This is a genomic window from Corynebacterium epidermidicanis, from assembly GCF_001021025.1.
In the GTDB taxonomy this organism is placed as follows: domain Bacteria; phylum Actinomycetota; class Actinomycetes; order Mycobacteriales; family Mycobacteriaceae; genus Corynebacterium; species Corynebacterium epidermidicanis.
On record NZ_CP011541.1, the window covers coordinates 485,591 to 499,314 of the forward strand.

The 13,724-nt window shown below is 58.1% G+C and carries 12 protein-coding genes; 8 read left to right on the top strand and 4 right to left on the bottom strand.

The window, feature by feature from the left end; all coding sequences use genetic code 11:
- Positions 1-42: 42 nt before the first annotated feature.
- The 3 genes from CEPID_RS02325 to CEPID_RS02335 all read right to left on the bottom strand — a co-directional run bounded on the left by CEPID_RS02325 (position 43) and on the right by CEPID_RS02335 (position 2,654).
- Positions 43-522 (bottom strand): hypothetical protein, encoded by a 480-nt coding sequence (locus CEPID_RS02325; protein ID WP_047239596.1) that lies wholly within the window; start codon positions 520-522, stop codon positions 43-45.
- Positions 523-2,166: a hypothetical protein gene (locus CEPID_RS12375; protein WP_052843301.1), complete on the bottom strand. Its 1,644-nt coding sequence runs from the start codon at positions 2,164-2,166 to the stop codon at positions 523-525. It lies immediately after the preceding gene.
- A 182-nt stretch (positions 2,167-2,348) separates the two neighbouring features.
- Complete coding sequence (locus CEPID_RS02335; protein WP_047239597.1) at positions 2,349-2,654, bottom strand: WhiB family transcriptional regulator; 306 nt, start codon at positions 2,652-2,654, stop codon at positions 2,349-2,351.
- A 371-nt stretch (positions 2,655-3,025) separates the two neighbouring features.
- Here CEPID_RS02335 and CEPID_RS02340 point away from each other — a divergent pair, with 371 nt between their 5' ends.
- Together CEPID_RS02340 and CEPID_RS02345 are read left to right on the top strand one after the other, a co-directional pair.
- The gene (locus CEPID_RS02340) at positions 3,026-3,592 is read left to right on the top strand and encodes a sigma-70 family RNA polymerase sigma factor (protein ID WP_047239598.1); all 567 of its coding nucleotides are present in this window, start codon (positions 3,026-3,028) and stop codon (positions 3,590-3,592) included.
- Positions 3,589-4,440 (top strand): hypothetical protein, encoded by an 852-nt coding sequence (locus CEPID_RS02345; RefSeq protein WP_047239599.1) that lies wholly within the window; start codon positions 3,589-3,591, stop codon positions 4,438-4,440. The genes CEPID_RS02340 and CEPID_RS02345 overlap by 4 nt, the downstream gene beginning before the upstream one ends.
- 16 nt (positions 4,441-4,456) lie before the next feature.
- Here the strand turns inward: CEPID_RS02345 and CEPID_RS02350 are convergent, their stop codons facing one another.
- Positions 4,457-4,828, bottom strand: coding sequence for a DUF5319 domain-containing protein (locus CEPID_RS02350; RefSeq protein ID WP_047239600.1), 372 nt, complete (start codon positions 4,826-4,828; stop codon positions 4,457-4,459).
- A 192-nt stretch (positions 4,829-5,020) separates the two neighbouring features.
- Here CEPID_RS02350 and guaB point away from each other — a divergent pair, with 192 nt between their 5' ends.
- The 6 genes from guaB (at position 5,021) to CEPID_RS02380 (ending at position 13,701) form a co-directional block, all read left to right on the top strand.
- Positions 5,021-6,547, top strand: coding sequence for an IMP dehydrogenase (gene guaB, locus CEPID_RS02355; protein ID WP_047241282.1), 1,527 nt, complete (start codon positions 5,021-5,023; stop codon positions 6,545-6,547).
- 13 nt (positions 6,548-6,560) lie between these two features.
- Complete coding sequence (locus CEPID_RS02360; RefSeq protein ID WP_047239601.1) at positions 6,561-7,709, top strand: GuaB3 family IMP dehydrogenase-related protein; 1,149 nt, start codon at positions 6,561-6,563, stop codon at positions 7,707-7,709.
- 434 nt (positions 7,710-8,143) lie between these two features.
- Positions 8,144-9,940, top strand: a complete 1,797-nt coding sequence (locus CEPID_RS02365; RefSeq protein ID WP_047239602.1) for an amino acid permease — start codon at positions 8,144-8,146, stop codon at positions 9,938-9,940.
- A gap of 11 nt (positions 9,941-9,951) precedes the next feature.
- Positions 9,952-11,508: a glutamine-hydrolyzing GMP synthase gene (guaA, locus tag CEPID_RS02370; protein WP_083984337.1), complete on the top strand. Its 1,557-nt coding sequence runs from the start codon at positions 9,952-9,954 to the stop codon at positions 11,506-11,508.
- 411 nt (positions 11,509-11,919) lie between these two features.
- Complete coding sequence (locus CEPID_RS02375) at positions 11,920-12,732, top strand: oxidoreductase (protein ID WP_047239604.1); 813 nt, start codon at positions 11,920-11,922, stop codon at positions 12,730-12,732.
- Between the two features lie 9 nt (positions 12,733-12,741).
- Positions 12,742-13,701: a sugar-binding transcriptional regulator gene (locus CEPID_RS02380; RefSeq protein WP_052843303.1), complete on the top strand. Its 960-nt coding sequence runs from the start codon at positions 12,742-12,744 to the stop codon at positions 13,699-13,701.
- Positions 13,702-13,724: the final 23 nt, after the last annotated feature.

Here is a 13,724-nt window from a genome sequence, read left to right on the forward strand (position 1 = left end):
CGCTTATGTTTGATGCATAAGCGGGCTCCGTGCGTGATTCATCTAGCTGTTAAACCTAGTTTGGCAATGGGCGAACTTGTCGATATTGGAAACCTGATGATCGCCAGTGATCAGCTCTCCGTCCTTTAGCGCGAGAAGCTCCTCCCTCGTGGCATGAACTGAGCGAGTTCTGGTGTCTGCACTGGGCGCAACTGCGTAAATGTGGAATTCACCGATATTCTGCGTGAAAATTGGGAGGCTATCGGTGGCGTTCGGATCGATGGAGTAGGACATTTCAAATGGCGAGGCGTGTGGAGAATCGAGTGGAATCAGCTTTGCGAAGCGCTGAGACGGTGAGGTAGCGGTAAATCTAACATCCATCAAAGGGGCATCACACGGATTTATCAAGACAGCCACCCTGTCGTTACTCACCTTTTTGATTGCTACTTGTCCGATCCATTTGGTTTGGACATCGTTTCCACAGCCAAAAAGGAACATGGTTGTAAAACAGGTAGCAACCATCAAAGATATTTTGCGTCGCACCTATTCTCCTACTATCCCGAAGTAGTTTTTGTGATGTCGAGCCACAACAGCTCCCCAGTAAGTATGCGCGACTTCTATGCACGTTGGGGTGGCCCATGCTTTGTCAACAGTTTCATTTATGCATACAGTGCCCATGTGTGCATAAAACACTGTGTCACACTCTCGCATTCGCTCACGCCTCACTGGTGCGAAGACTGAGTCTTGTGTTTCTGTTGGGTATTGATTTCTAACCCGGATGTAGCACATGTCATGTCGAGCACAGGCGCCTCGGAAGTTTACTGATACGCCCAGTATGTTCCATGCGTCAGGCGAACTTGTGCAGAAGTCATCAAGCCCATATGTATTTCGATATTCATAGTCGTCTGGAATCGTCACCCCGCCGACATTGGGGTTGTTGGGAAATGGTAGTGAGTCTGCAGTGACGTATGGTCGTATGGTGGGGGAGTTGGGGATGGGTTCTTCGGTGATGAAGATGTCGGGGATTAAGTTGCTTATGTCTTTTCCATTGACATTTCTACTTCCTAGTGCGCTAATTTCGTGAAATAGATCGAAATCGCCGTGTTCGAATCTTTGGTGTCCGTCACCCGATGGTAGAGGTTGGGAGTCTTCGATTGGGTAGCCCCACTTTGAGCGTTCCCAGCCGTGTTTGCCCCACATCGTTGCGACCAGGGGATTGAGCCAGTGTGCGCCGTGGTTGGGGTGCCAGTAGATCATGCCGAGTGCGAAGCGGTTGTAGCGGCCTACTCCGTCCGGGGTGCCTTCTTCGTCGGTGGCTGGGTAGCCGAGTGGGCCTTTTTCTTCACCGGTTTCTACCCATTTTTCCAGGATTTTTCCTTCGATAGACACCACGCCGGATAGGGAGCCGTAGATGCGGCCGCGTTGGAAGTATTGTTTGCGTCCTACTCCGTCGCCGGTGCCGATTTCATCGGATGTGGGGTAGCCGAGGCGTCCTAGTTCCCACCCGTTACGCGCCCACACTATGGAGTTGTGGGTGGTGACTGACCAGGCTCCGGTGTCGGGGTGCCAGTAGATGAAGCCGTTATCGAATTCGGTGCGTTTGCCCACTCCGTCGGGGTTGGTCAGTTCGTTGGACTTGGGCAGGCCGAGGAATGAAACGGGGGTTTGTCCGGCCCAGGTGATGGCCATGGATTCGTATTTCGCGCGGATGGCACCGCAGACTTGGAAGCTGGAGGGCCAGTAGGTGCGGCAGTTATCGGCTGCGAAGGTGCGGATGATGGGTGGTTGGCCTGGTGCGGTGATGCCTTGTTCGCGGGCTTCTTGGATCTCGGCCTGGTCTGCTTCTTCTTTGGTGACCCCTTCGGGCAGTGGGATGCGGTCGGAGCGCATCTTGCCTGGGGTGATCACAGGTTGCGGGTCGCCGAGATCGGCGGGAAGTGTGCGTTCCAACTCATGGTTGTCGATGGTGTTTTTGTTCATGCCGGGTTCGTTGAAGTCCCAGTCTGAGGTATCAACCTGACGGTAGTGGTCTGGTTCGTACGGCGGGATGAACGATTCTGTGGCTACCTGCTGGTTGCTAGCCGGTGGTGTGAGTTCGATTTCTTGGGCTGTGGCAATAACGGGGGTGAATACGCTAGTGGCGATCACGGTTAATACTGCCCCGAGTTTTTTTAGGTTCAGCTTCATGGCCTATGCGTTCCTTAGAAGGGCGAAGGTTATCGGTGCTGTCAAAGGTGTTACTGGCACCTGTCAAGAAGCTTAAGGTATTAGCCGGAAATTGTCTCGGGGAAAGTTGTGACTAAGCAAAAGCTGGATTTTGTCCGGGGGGCCGAGCCAAAATCCAGCCTTAGCGTTCAGTGAAAACGGAACTAAACCACCATGCGGCGGTTGCGGTTGCCGCGACGAGGGCGAAGGAGGAGGTCGCGCTCGGATTCGCTGAGGCCACCCCAAATGCCATACGGCTCAGCAACTTCGAGGGCGTGGGCGCGGCATTGCAGCATTACCGGGCATTCGCGGCAGATCGCCTTGGCGCGGCTCTCGCGTTGAGCTCGCGCACGACCGCGCTCGCCGTCTGGATGAAAGAAGACGGCAGAATCTTCGCCTCGGCATGCGCCGTGGAGCTGCCAATCCCAAAAGTCAGCGTTCGGGCCGGGAAGCTGGCTTGGCTGTGGCACGGGGTTCCTCCTCGAGTTCGGTCATACAAGCGAGATTTAGTGTTGAGGATGTTGGTTAACATTGGGTTGCGCATTCGTTGCCATTGTGTGGACTAATTGCGAAGGTTTGCTATTTTCCTCGAGTCGACCTGCGGGAACTGACGTAGATTAACGATTGATGAACTTTTGTCGTTGTAGGAATGTCGGAAGGTTGGACGTCGAAAAGGCCAGGTAAAAGGTAACGATTCGGTCACGGGAGCGCAGTTGATTAGGAAACTCAATCGCTTATGAGTCACAATTGTTCTTTGTTTGTGGGTGCAGTTCTGCAGACTAAGATGGGAAAGAAGGTGCTTCGGTAAGAGAAAAATGCCGAAGCTATTGAAAGGTGAGTCGTGAACGATTCTGAGCGCGAACTAGCGGAGCTGGTTCCCCAGGCTGCCGATGGTGATCGGCGCGCGCTGCAGCGAATCATCACGCTGATTCACCAACCGGTCCTACGTTATTGTCGCGCACGGGTCAGCGGTGGCCGGCATCCGACCCCGGACGATGTCACCCAAGAAGTATTGCTGGCGGTGGCGACGTCGATTAGCAACTATGTTGACCGGGGTCGGCCATTCATGGCGTTCGTCTACGGCATTGCCTCCAACAAGGTCGCTGATGCGCATCGCAGCTTTGCCCGGGATCTTTCTAATCCCACCGATGATGTTCCTGATTCTGCGCTCTTGCATGAGAATCCGGAAGAGTTTGCGCTGGTCAGCGATGGAAGTAACAGAGTCATCAAACTTCTCGATTCATTAGGTGAGAAGGCCCGCGAAATCGTTACGCTTCGTGTTTTCGTGGGGCTTTCGGCGGAAGAAACCGCCGAAATTGTTGGTAGTACTCCAGGGGCTGTCCGAGTCGCGCAACACCGCGCACTCGCGGCACTTCGGAAGCAAGTGAATGGGCAGGAAATAGCATGACCGATCGTCGTGATCGAAACGGCACCAGCGGGCAGTTCGACGAGCTGTTCGGCGCTGACGCCTTTCTCGATGATCTTTCCCGCGGGGTTGACCCCACCGGCGGGAAGGATCCCCTGGCGCAGCTAATGCTCGAACTGCATCAACAGGTCAACGCTCCGATGCCTCCGGCACCAAGCCTCGATGACCTGCTGCCCGCCGAAGCTACCGCTCCAACCACCGCGCCTGCCGACGACCTCGCGGCTCGTCGCGCGAAGAAGCGTCGCCTCGTTAACCCGTGGGTCTCCGGCCTCGTTGGCGCAGCAGCTGCCACCCTCGTCATTGCCGGTGGCGGAGGTGCGATCTACAACGCCAACCCAAGCTCGCCGCTGTGGGGAGCCAAGATTGCCATGTTTGGAGAGCACGCTGCCGTCGTCGATCTCGCCAGCGCACTGCAAGAAGTAGACCAGCGCCACGCGGATGGCGACATCGAGGGCGCCATGCAGCTCCTCGACCGGGCTCGTGCACTCGCCGACGCCGTGAACGCCCGGGATCGCGCATCCACCCAGCGGGCGATCGCTGAGCTGGAGGCACGCACAGTACAGGTGCCAACGACCATCACCGAGACTGCTGCTCCATCCACCACGACCAGCATCGTCACATCTGAGCCGAACCGGGCGCCACAACAGAACCCTGAGCCAACCGCAGTCACTGTCGTGCAGACAAAGGTCACTACCGAAACGGTAACCGTCACGGTAGAAAAGCAGCCGGTAGCAACACAAACTCCGACAGCTACCCCAGAGCCGACCACGATGGTCACCATCGCGCCGTCGCCAAGCCCAGTGGCGCAAACACAGGAAACCAGCAACTAGTCGGCTTCGAGGTTCGTTAGCGAGCTTCGATGCCGTCCAGGTAGCCCAGGCAGTAGTCCCACGGCACATAGCGGTTGGGATCCGGATCAGCCGACGGTTCGTGCACCGGGCTCACATGGTTGGACAACAGCGAAAGCATGTTATCCCGCATAATTCCCCAGGTGTAAAAGTGGTTTTCGGCGCAGTCTTCGCAGAAGAAGAAGATTCCGTCGATACCGCGGTGCTTCAGATGGCGTTCAAACTTCTCCAGCAACGTGAGGTCGTGAAGGATCTGGGCGCGCTCATCGACTGACAGCGGCGGGAACTCCTCTTCAGGCTCCAAAAACGACGCGGGATCATTAGGATCGTCCGCGAAGGGGTCCTCAGGCATCATTCCATCGAAGTTCACCCCACAAACTCTATTGTGAGTTGGCGCAAAAGGCCAACCCTGGACCGCCCTTCCACACAAACCCTTTCGGACCACCAGGTTAATCGTTTATGCTGGCAGATTATCCAAGCAGGCACAAAAGCATTAATCTAGAACCCATAGTGTTTTCCCGCCGCGAGGAACCTAAAACAACATAGTAGGAGGATGGAGTTCATGACTGAAAACCGCGTGTCCACTGGTGGCGACGACCCAAACAAGGTCGCCCTGGTAGGACTGACGTTCGATGACGTACTGCTCATTCCAGAAGAGTCCAACGTCATCCCGAGCGAGGTAGACACCTCCAGTCAGTTGACGCGTGAGATCCGCCTGAAGACTCCAGTGCTCTCCGCCGCAATGGACACCGTCACCGAGGCACGCATGGCCATTGCCATGGCTCGCCAAGGAGGCATGGGCGTGCTGCACCGCAACCTCTCAATCGAAGACCAAGCGCAGCAGGTGGAAATCGTTAAGCGTTCCGAATCCGGCATGGTCACCAACCCCATCACCTGTTCCCCAGACATGACCATCGGCGAGGTAGACGCGCTGTGCGCCCGCTACCGCATCTCCGGCCTGCCAGTGGTAGACAACGACGGCAAGCTCGTAGGCATTTGCACCAACCGCGACATGCGCTTCGAACACGATATGCAGCGCAAAGTCGCCGAAGTCATGACCCACATGCCACTCGTCGTCGCCGAGGAAGGCGTGTCCAAGGAAGACGCCCTTAACCTCCTTTCCACCAACAAGGTGGAGAAGCTTCCGATCGTCGATAAGCAGGGCAAGCTCGTCGGCCTGATCACGGTTAAAGACTTCGTAAAGACCGAAATGTACCCAGATTCCTCCAAGGATGCCTCCGGTCGGCTGCTCGTCGGCGCTGGCATCGGCACCGGGGAAGACAGCTGGAACCGCGCGGGCGCGCTTGTCGACGCCGGAGTGGACGTCCTCATCGTGGACACCGCACACGCACACAACCGTGGCGTCCTTGACATGGTTTCCCGCGTAAAGCAGGGCTTCGGTGATCGCGTCCAGATCATCGGCGGCAACCTCGCTACGCGCGGCGCTGCTCAGGCAATGATCGACGCTGGCGCAGACGCCATCAAGGTCGGTATCGGCCCAGGCTCCATCTGCACCACCCGAGTCGTCGCCGGTGTTGGTGCTCCGCAGATCACCGCCATCATGGAAGCTGCGGCTGCCGCAAAGAAGGCCGGAATCCCAATTATCGCCGATGGTGGCATGCAGTTCTCGGGTGACATCGCTAAGGCGCTGGCAGCCGGCGCTTCCACCGTCATGCTCGGCTCCATGCTCGCTGGTACCGCGGAAGCACCAGGTGAAATCACCGTCGTTAACGGCAAGCAGTACAAGATGTACCGTGGCATGGGTTCACTTGGCGCGATGCAAGGCCGTGGGCTCACCGGCGAGAAGCGCTCCTACTCCAAGGACCGTTACTTCCAGGCCGATGTTAAGAGCGAAGAAAAGCTGGTTCCGGAAGGCATCGAAGGTCGCGTGCCTTTCCGCGGCTCCATCGACTCCATCCTGCACCAACTGGTAGGTGGCCTGCGCGCGGCTATGGGCTACACCGGCTCCGCGACGGTGGAAGAGCTGCAGAATGCACGCTTCGTCCAGATCACCGCTGCGGGCCTGCGGGAATCCCACCCACACGACATTCAGATGACCGTCGAAGCTCCAAACTACTACCAGCGCTAGAAGGTAACTTTTCATGCGAGACATCGTCGAAATCGGCATCGGCCGCGAGGCCCGTCGCACCTACGGCTTGAATGACATCTCAATCATCCCTTCGCGCCGTACCCGCTCCTCCAAGGACGTGGACACCACCTGGAATATCGATGCCTACACCTTCGACATCCCATTCATGTCCCACCCCACGGACGCGCTTGCTACGCCGGAGTTCATCATCGAGATGGGCAAGCAAGGTGGCCTCGGCGTGATCAACGCCGAAGGCCTGTGGGGCCGGCACGCCGACCTCGAAGCAGCAATCGGCAAGGTGCTGGACGTAGCACGCGAAGAACTGCTCTCCACGGACATCTTGAGCTCACGGGCAATTGCGCTCCTGCAGGAGCTGCACTCAGCGCCTCTCGACGTCGATCTGCTCTCCGAGCGCATCGCAGAAGTCCGCGCCTCCGGCGCCACCGTAGCTGTTCGGGTCTCGCCCCAGCGCGCCCGGGAGCTGGCACCAGTGGTGATCAAAGCCGGCGCCGAACTGCTCATCATCCAGGGCACACTGATCTCGGCTGAATATGTGCAAGCCGACGGCGAGCCACTGAACCTGAAAGAGTTCATCGGCAACCTCGACGTTCCTGTCATCGCAGGTGGCGTAGCGGATTACACCACCGCAATGCACCTCATGCGCGCCGGCGCAGCCGGAGTGATCGTCGGTGGAGGCAACAACACCAACGAGTACGCACTCGGTATCGAAACCCCCATGGCAACTGCCATTGCCGACGCTGCTGCTGCGCGACGCGAATACCTCGATGAAACCGGTGGCCGCTACGTGCACATCATTGCCGACGGCGAAATCGAAACTTCCGGCGACGTGGTCAAAGCCATCGCCTGCGGCGCCGATGCAGTCGTGCTGGGCGCCCCACTTGCCCAAGCAGCCGAAGCCGCAGGCAAGGGATTCTACTGGCCAGCTGTCGCGGCACACCCACGCTTCCCACGTGGAGTTGTCTCGGCAGAAAACCTAGAAGACCAGCCACTTCCTTCCCTGGAAGTCGTGCTGCATGGACCTTCCACCGACGCGTTCGGGCACCTCAACTTCGTTGGTGGGCTGCGACGCGCCTTGGCCAAGTGCGGCTACACGGACCTGAAGAGCTTCCAAAAAGTCGCGCTATCTTTGCGTAGTTTCTAGGCGAGGAAGCGTTGGAAAAGCGCACTAGCCTGGGTGGCCGTGGCCGTTCGGGGTAGTGCGCTTTTTCTTACCTTGGGCGTGGTTTTGGTCGGTCGGTGGGGGCTGCTGGGCGTGGGAGGCTGCAAACCTGCTAGGTGGCACTCCTGCGCAGAACCGCAACTTTTGCCAGATTTTGGCCTTTCTAGGTAGGAGTACTACTTCAGAGGTACTGAATTGCACTTCTGAAGCTCTGGCTGAGCTGCCGTCAACTCGCGAGTCCTGCGAGCGACCAGCCAATTCCTGCCAGCGCCATTCCGCGAGTCGCCAGGGCCGGCGGTGGAAAAGGATCGCCATGAATAATTCATTAGTTTCTAGGCACAACCAGGAGTAAAACAATCCTGGTGACTGTTAAGTCCCCGAAAAGGGTTGAAGAGCGCCACCCATGGTGGAAGGTTATGTGCTTAACCGGGCTCGATTATTACTCCACGCTGGGCTACGCGCCCGGAATCGCATTAGCTGCCGCTGGTGCTCTCGCGCCTCTAGCAACGCTGATCCTGGTGGCCGTGACAATGCTTGGCGCTGTGCCAGTGTACCGGCGCATCGCCCGCGAATCTCCGAATGGCCAAGGCTCCATTACCGTTCTCAATCGCTTTATCCCAGGGTGGAAGGGTAAGTTTGCGGTCTTGATTCTGCTGGGCTTCGCCGCCACTGACTTCATGGTCACCATGACGTTGTCAGCAGCAGACGCTTCCGCCCACGTCTTGCGCACCACGGAATCCCCCTGGACGATGCCATTGACTTTGTTCATGCTGGCCGGATTGGCTGCAGTGTTCTACCGGGGTTTTAACGAAGCTATTCGCATTGCTGTCGTGCTGGTAACCACCTATTTGGCGCTCAATGCCGTGGTCATTGGCCGGGGATTGTATGAGGTGGCTCAGCACCCGCAGGCCATCACTGCCTGGCAACAACAATTGTTCACGCAGTACCCTAATCCTTGGGCAATGGCGCTGATAGTCGTGGTGATTTTCCCTAAGCTTGCGCTGGGCATGTCCGGCTTTGAAACTGGTGTGGCCGTGATTCCGCAGATCGAAACCAAATCCGGCAAGGCCGGCCAAATCAAAGCCGACCGTACGTTGCTGTTGGTTGCTGCGAGCATTATGAGCATCTACTTGATGTCGTCGTCGGTGGTTACCACCTTGCTCATCCCGGCCGAAGACGCCCAGCCCGGCGGGCCTGCCGACGGCCGAGCCCTGGCATACATTTCGCATATGTACCTGGGCCAGGGATTCTCAACGGTCTATGACCTGGTGACCGTGGCGATCCTGTGGTTCGCTGGCGCCTCGGCGATGGCTGGGATCTTGAACTTGATTCCTCGCTGGCTACCTCGCTACGGTATGGCCCCTAGCTGGGTGGCTCGGAACCGTCCGATGGTGGTTATGGTGGCGGCGATTGCTTTCTTCATCACGATTGTGTTCCGGGCGAGCGTCGAAAAGCAGGCAGGCGCCTATGCGACTGGCGTGTTGGTCCTGCTGACTTCGGGTGCAGTGGCGGTGACGCTGTCGGCGCGTTGGGACGCGAAACACCACGGCGGTGCGAAATGGAAGTTCTTGCTGTACGGGCTGATCGCGGCGGTGTTTGTGTACACGATGATCGCGAACATGATTGAGCGGCCGGAGGGTTTGCACGTGGCGATGTGGTTCATCGTGGGCATCGTCGTGTCTTCGCTGGTCTCGCGCGCACACCGAGCCTTTGAGCTGCGTAGCTCTACGATTCGCTATGACAAGCAAGCCAACAACATGATCAGAGCCGGGGCATGCGGGCAGCGGATGGCGATCGTGGCACACGCGGCAGGTGACTGGAGTAGTGAAGATTACGAATACAAAGAGCACCGAATTCGCACTCGAAACCTTATCCCGGATTCCCAGCCGATCATCTTCCTGGAAGTCAAGTTGCGAGATGTCTCGGAGTTTTCGGCTCCCATTGAGGTCCATGGTGTGTCTGTCGGGGAGGTCAGCGTGCTACGCACCCAGGCAGCTTCCATTCCGAATGCGATCGCGGCCATCGCAGCGGACATTTTTGACCACAATCCAGTGGCAATTGACCTGTACTTTGAATGGTCGCCCGGGTCGCCGTATCGGGACATGGTGCGATTCCTGTTCGTCGGGCGTGGGCAAAATGCGGCGCTCGTGCATGAGATCTTGCGACGGAAGTATCCCGAAGGGAAATCGCGTCCGCACGTGCACGTCGGCTAGACTCTTAAGGCGTGACTTCACCGAACCATCGCCCTGTACTTGTCGTGGACTTCGGCGCCCAATATGCGCAGCTCATCGCGCGTCGCGTCCGCGAAGCTCGGATCTACTCCGAGGTAATTCCGCACACCGCAACGGTGGAAGAAATCCAAGCTAAGAACCCGGCAGCACTGATCCTGTCCGGTGGACCTTCCTCCGTGTATGAAGAAGGCGCACCGAAGATCGATGCGGCAATTTTCGATCTTGATTTGCCGGTATTCGGCATTTGCTACGGGTTCCAGACCATGACGCACGCCATGGGTGGCACCGTCGCGAACACCGGCAACCGCGAATACGGCCGCACCGATATGGATGTGGTCGGCGGTGTTTTGCACTCCGGTTTGGAAGCTACCCACAAGGTATGGATGTCGCATGGAGACGCCGTGCACGAGGCCCCAGCCGGATTCACCGTTACTGCGACCTCCGCGGGCGCCCCAGTGGCGGCCTTCGAGTGCGTCGAAAAGCGCATGGCTGGTGTGCAGTACCACCCAGAGGTGCTGCATTCTCCGCACGGACAGGAAGTGCTGGTGCGCTTCCTTACGGAGATCGCAGGTCTGGAGCAGGATTGGACCGCCGCCAACATTGCCGACGAGCTGGTGGAAAAGATTCAGCAGCAAGTCGGACCGGAAGGGCGCGCCATCTGTGGCCTGTCCGGTGGCGTTGACTCCGCGGTGGCGGCAGCGCTCGTGCAGCGCGCCATTGGCGACCGCCTGACCTGCGTTTTCGTGGATCACGGCCTATTGCGTGCCGGAGAGCGCGAACAAGTGGAAAAGGACTTCGTCGCAGCTACCGGTGCCCGCCTGGTGACCGTCGACGAGCGAGCAGCGTTCCTGGCCAAGCTGGCCGGTGTGACCGAGCCGGAAGCAAAGCGCAAGGCCATCGGCGCAGAGTTCATTCGTTCTTTCGAGCGCGCCGTGGCGTCTGTGCTTGAGGGGCAGGATGTCGGCTACCTGGTTCAGGGCACGCTGTACCCAGATGTTGTCGAGTCCGGCGGAGGCGCTGGCACCGCAAACATCAAATCCCACCACAACGTCGGTGGCCTGCCTGACGACGTCGAATTTGAACTGGTAGAGCCATTGCGTCTGCTGTTCAAGGATGAGGTTCGCGCGGTCGGCCGGGAGCTTGGCCTGCCGGAGGAAATCGTCAACCGTCAGCCGTTCCCAGGCCCAGGCCTCGGCATCCGCATCATCGGCGAAGTCACCGAGGAACGCCTCGAGACCCTGCGCGCAGCCGACCTCATCGCCCGCACCGAGCTGACCGCCGCTGGCCTCGACAACGAGATCTGGCAGTGCCCAGTCGTGCTGCTTGCCGACGTCCGTTCCGTCGGCGTCCAAGGCGACGGCCGCACCTACGGCCACCCAATCGTGCTGCGCCCAGTGTCCTCTGAAGACGCCATGACCGCCGACTGGACCCGCCTGCCTTACGACGTCCTGGAAAAAATCTCCACCCGCATCACCAACGAGGTGCCGGATGTCAACCGCGTCGTGCTGGACTGCACCTCCAAGCCACCGGGAACCATCGAGTGGGAATAAGCCTCTCTTTAGGCTGACTGCACCTAGCGATTCAATTTGCTAGGTGCAGTTTTGTTTTTTGTGAGGCTGCAGGTGGGCTGAGGCGGGTTGGTGGTGGGCTGAGGCGGGTTGCGGCGGGCTCGTGGTGGGCTGAGGCGGGCTGCTCAGAGGAAGCAGCCCAGCGGGCTGAGGCGGGCTGAGGCGGGCTGAGGCGGGCTGAGGCGGGCTGCAGTAGTGCTAGCGCGTCCCTTCGACGTAGTCTGACGACGCAGACTGGCGGAAAAAGGCGAATAAAATTCGATCGAGGTAGTCCGACTACCATGAACCGACGCGGTAGCAGGTCTGAAGCAAAAATGCGGCGCGCTCAACAGTCGGCCCGGAGACGGACGGAGAACCAACCCCACATGCATGGGCAAACGTAGACTTAGATGCATGTCAAATATCTTCATCACCGGTGCTAGCTCAGGGATCGGCTTCGAGACCGCCAAGGCGCTCGCGCTTCGTGGCCACACAGTTTTCGCAGCTGCTCGCAGGTTGGACAAGCTGGAAAAGCTTCGGGATTTCCAAATCGTTCCAGTTGAGCTGGACGTCACTAGCACGGAGTCCATCGAAAAGGCCGTCCAAACAGTTCAGGAGCAGGCGGGACGCATCGACGTACTTATCAACAATGCGGGGTTCGGATTCTACGGTGCCCTCGAAGATGTCGATATCGCAGACGCGCGTCAGCAATTCGATGTCAATGTCTTTGGACTCATGGAATTGACCAAGGTTGTTCTGCCGATCATGCGCACACAGGGGAGCGGGCGCATCATCAATACCTCATCCATGGGCGGCCGAATGGTGGCTTACTTCGGCGGTTGGTATCACGCCTCGAAGTACGCCGTCGAGGCACTTAGCGACGCCCTTCGTATGGAAACCGCAGGCCACAACATTGATGTCGTGCTAATCGAACCTGGCGCGATCAAGACCCCATGGGGAGCAATCGCTGCCGACAACCTGGAAAAGGCATCCGGCGCCGGCGCCTATGCGAAGGAGGCCAAGCGGGCGTCGGCAAGCATGCGGAAGATGTACGAAGGGTCGATGATTTCCGATCCCGCGGTAGTGGTGAAAGCGATGGTTCAGGCGGTCGAGGCCAAGCGGCCAAAGGCGCGCTACCTCATTGGGTTTGGGGCGAAACCGCTGGTCTTTGCGCATGCCGTGCTGCCGAACAAGCTTTTCGACGCCATCATGCGACGGGCGGTGTAGCAAAACATCGTGGATTCCAAGGACAACTCCGCCATTGACGCAGCTCGTCTGTACTACTTGCTGGACCTGTCGCAATCGGAGGTCGCGAAGGAGCTCGGTGTTTCGCGGCCGACGGTGTCTAAGTTGCTAACGTACGCACGCGAGAAGGGCTTCGTGCGCATAGAAATTGACGATCCCCGCGAGTCAGGTTCCGATCTCGCTTCCCAGCTGAAGCAACAGTTTGGGCTCGATGAAGTGGTGGTCGCGCCGGGGCGTGCCCGCGACGCCGCCGATGTCAACGCTGCCATCGGCCGACTGGGTGCCCAAACCTTGCAGAGCTTGCTTGACGACGGCACCGTGCTGGGAGTCAGTTGGGGCAGGACAATGTATTCAATTGCCCGGCATCTTGAATTCCAAAATTTGCGGAATGTGGAAGTCGTGCAGTTGAAGGGTGGGATGTCACATTCTGGGAAAGCTACGCATGACTTCGAGACGATCGACCTGTTCTGCCGGGCGCTGAACGCTCATGCCTCGTTGTTGCCGTTGCCTGCGGTTTTCCAGAATCGTGAAGTGAAGTCTCTGGTTGAAGCAGAGCCACACATCCGTTCGGTGATGGATCGAGGTGCGCACGCAGATGTAGTCGTGTTTACCGTGGGGGCGGCTACTCCAGATTCCGTGCTTTTCCAGCTTGGCTACTTTTCCGAGGAGGACAAAGCCAAAATATTGACAAATGCCGTTGGTGACATTTGTTCACGTTGGGTGGATTTGCGGGGAAATATTTGCTGCCCCGATGTGGACTCTCGGACGGTAGGGATTTCACTTGAAGGACTAAAGAGCCGTCCGGTTCGTCTTCTTGTGGCGGGAGGATTGGAAAAGGCCGAGGCTATCGAAGTGGCGCTGCGTAATGGTTACGCCTCCCATCTTGTGATTGATGCCATTACAGGCGAGAAAGTACTTCAGATTAGTTCCCAAATGGGGGCACATTTGTAATTTAGGGTATTGACATATGTTCC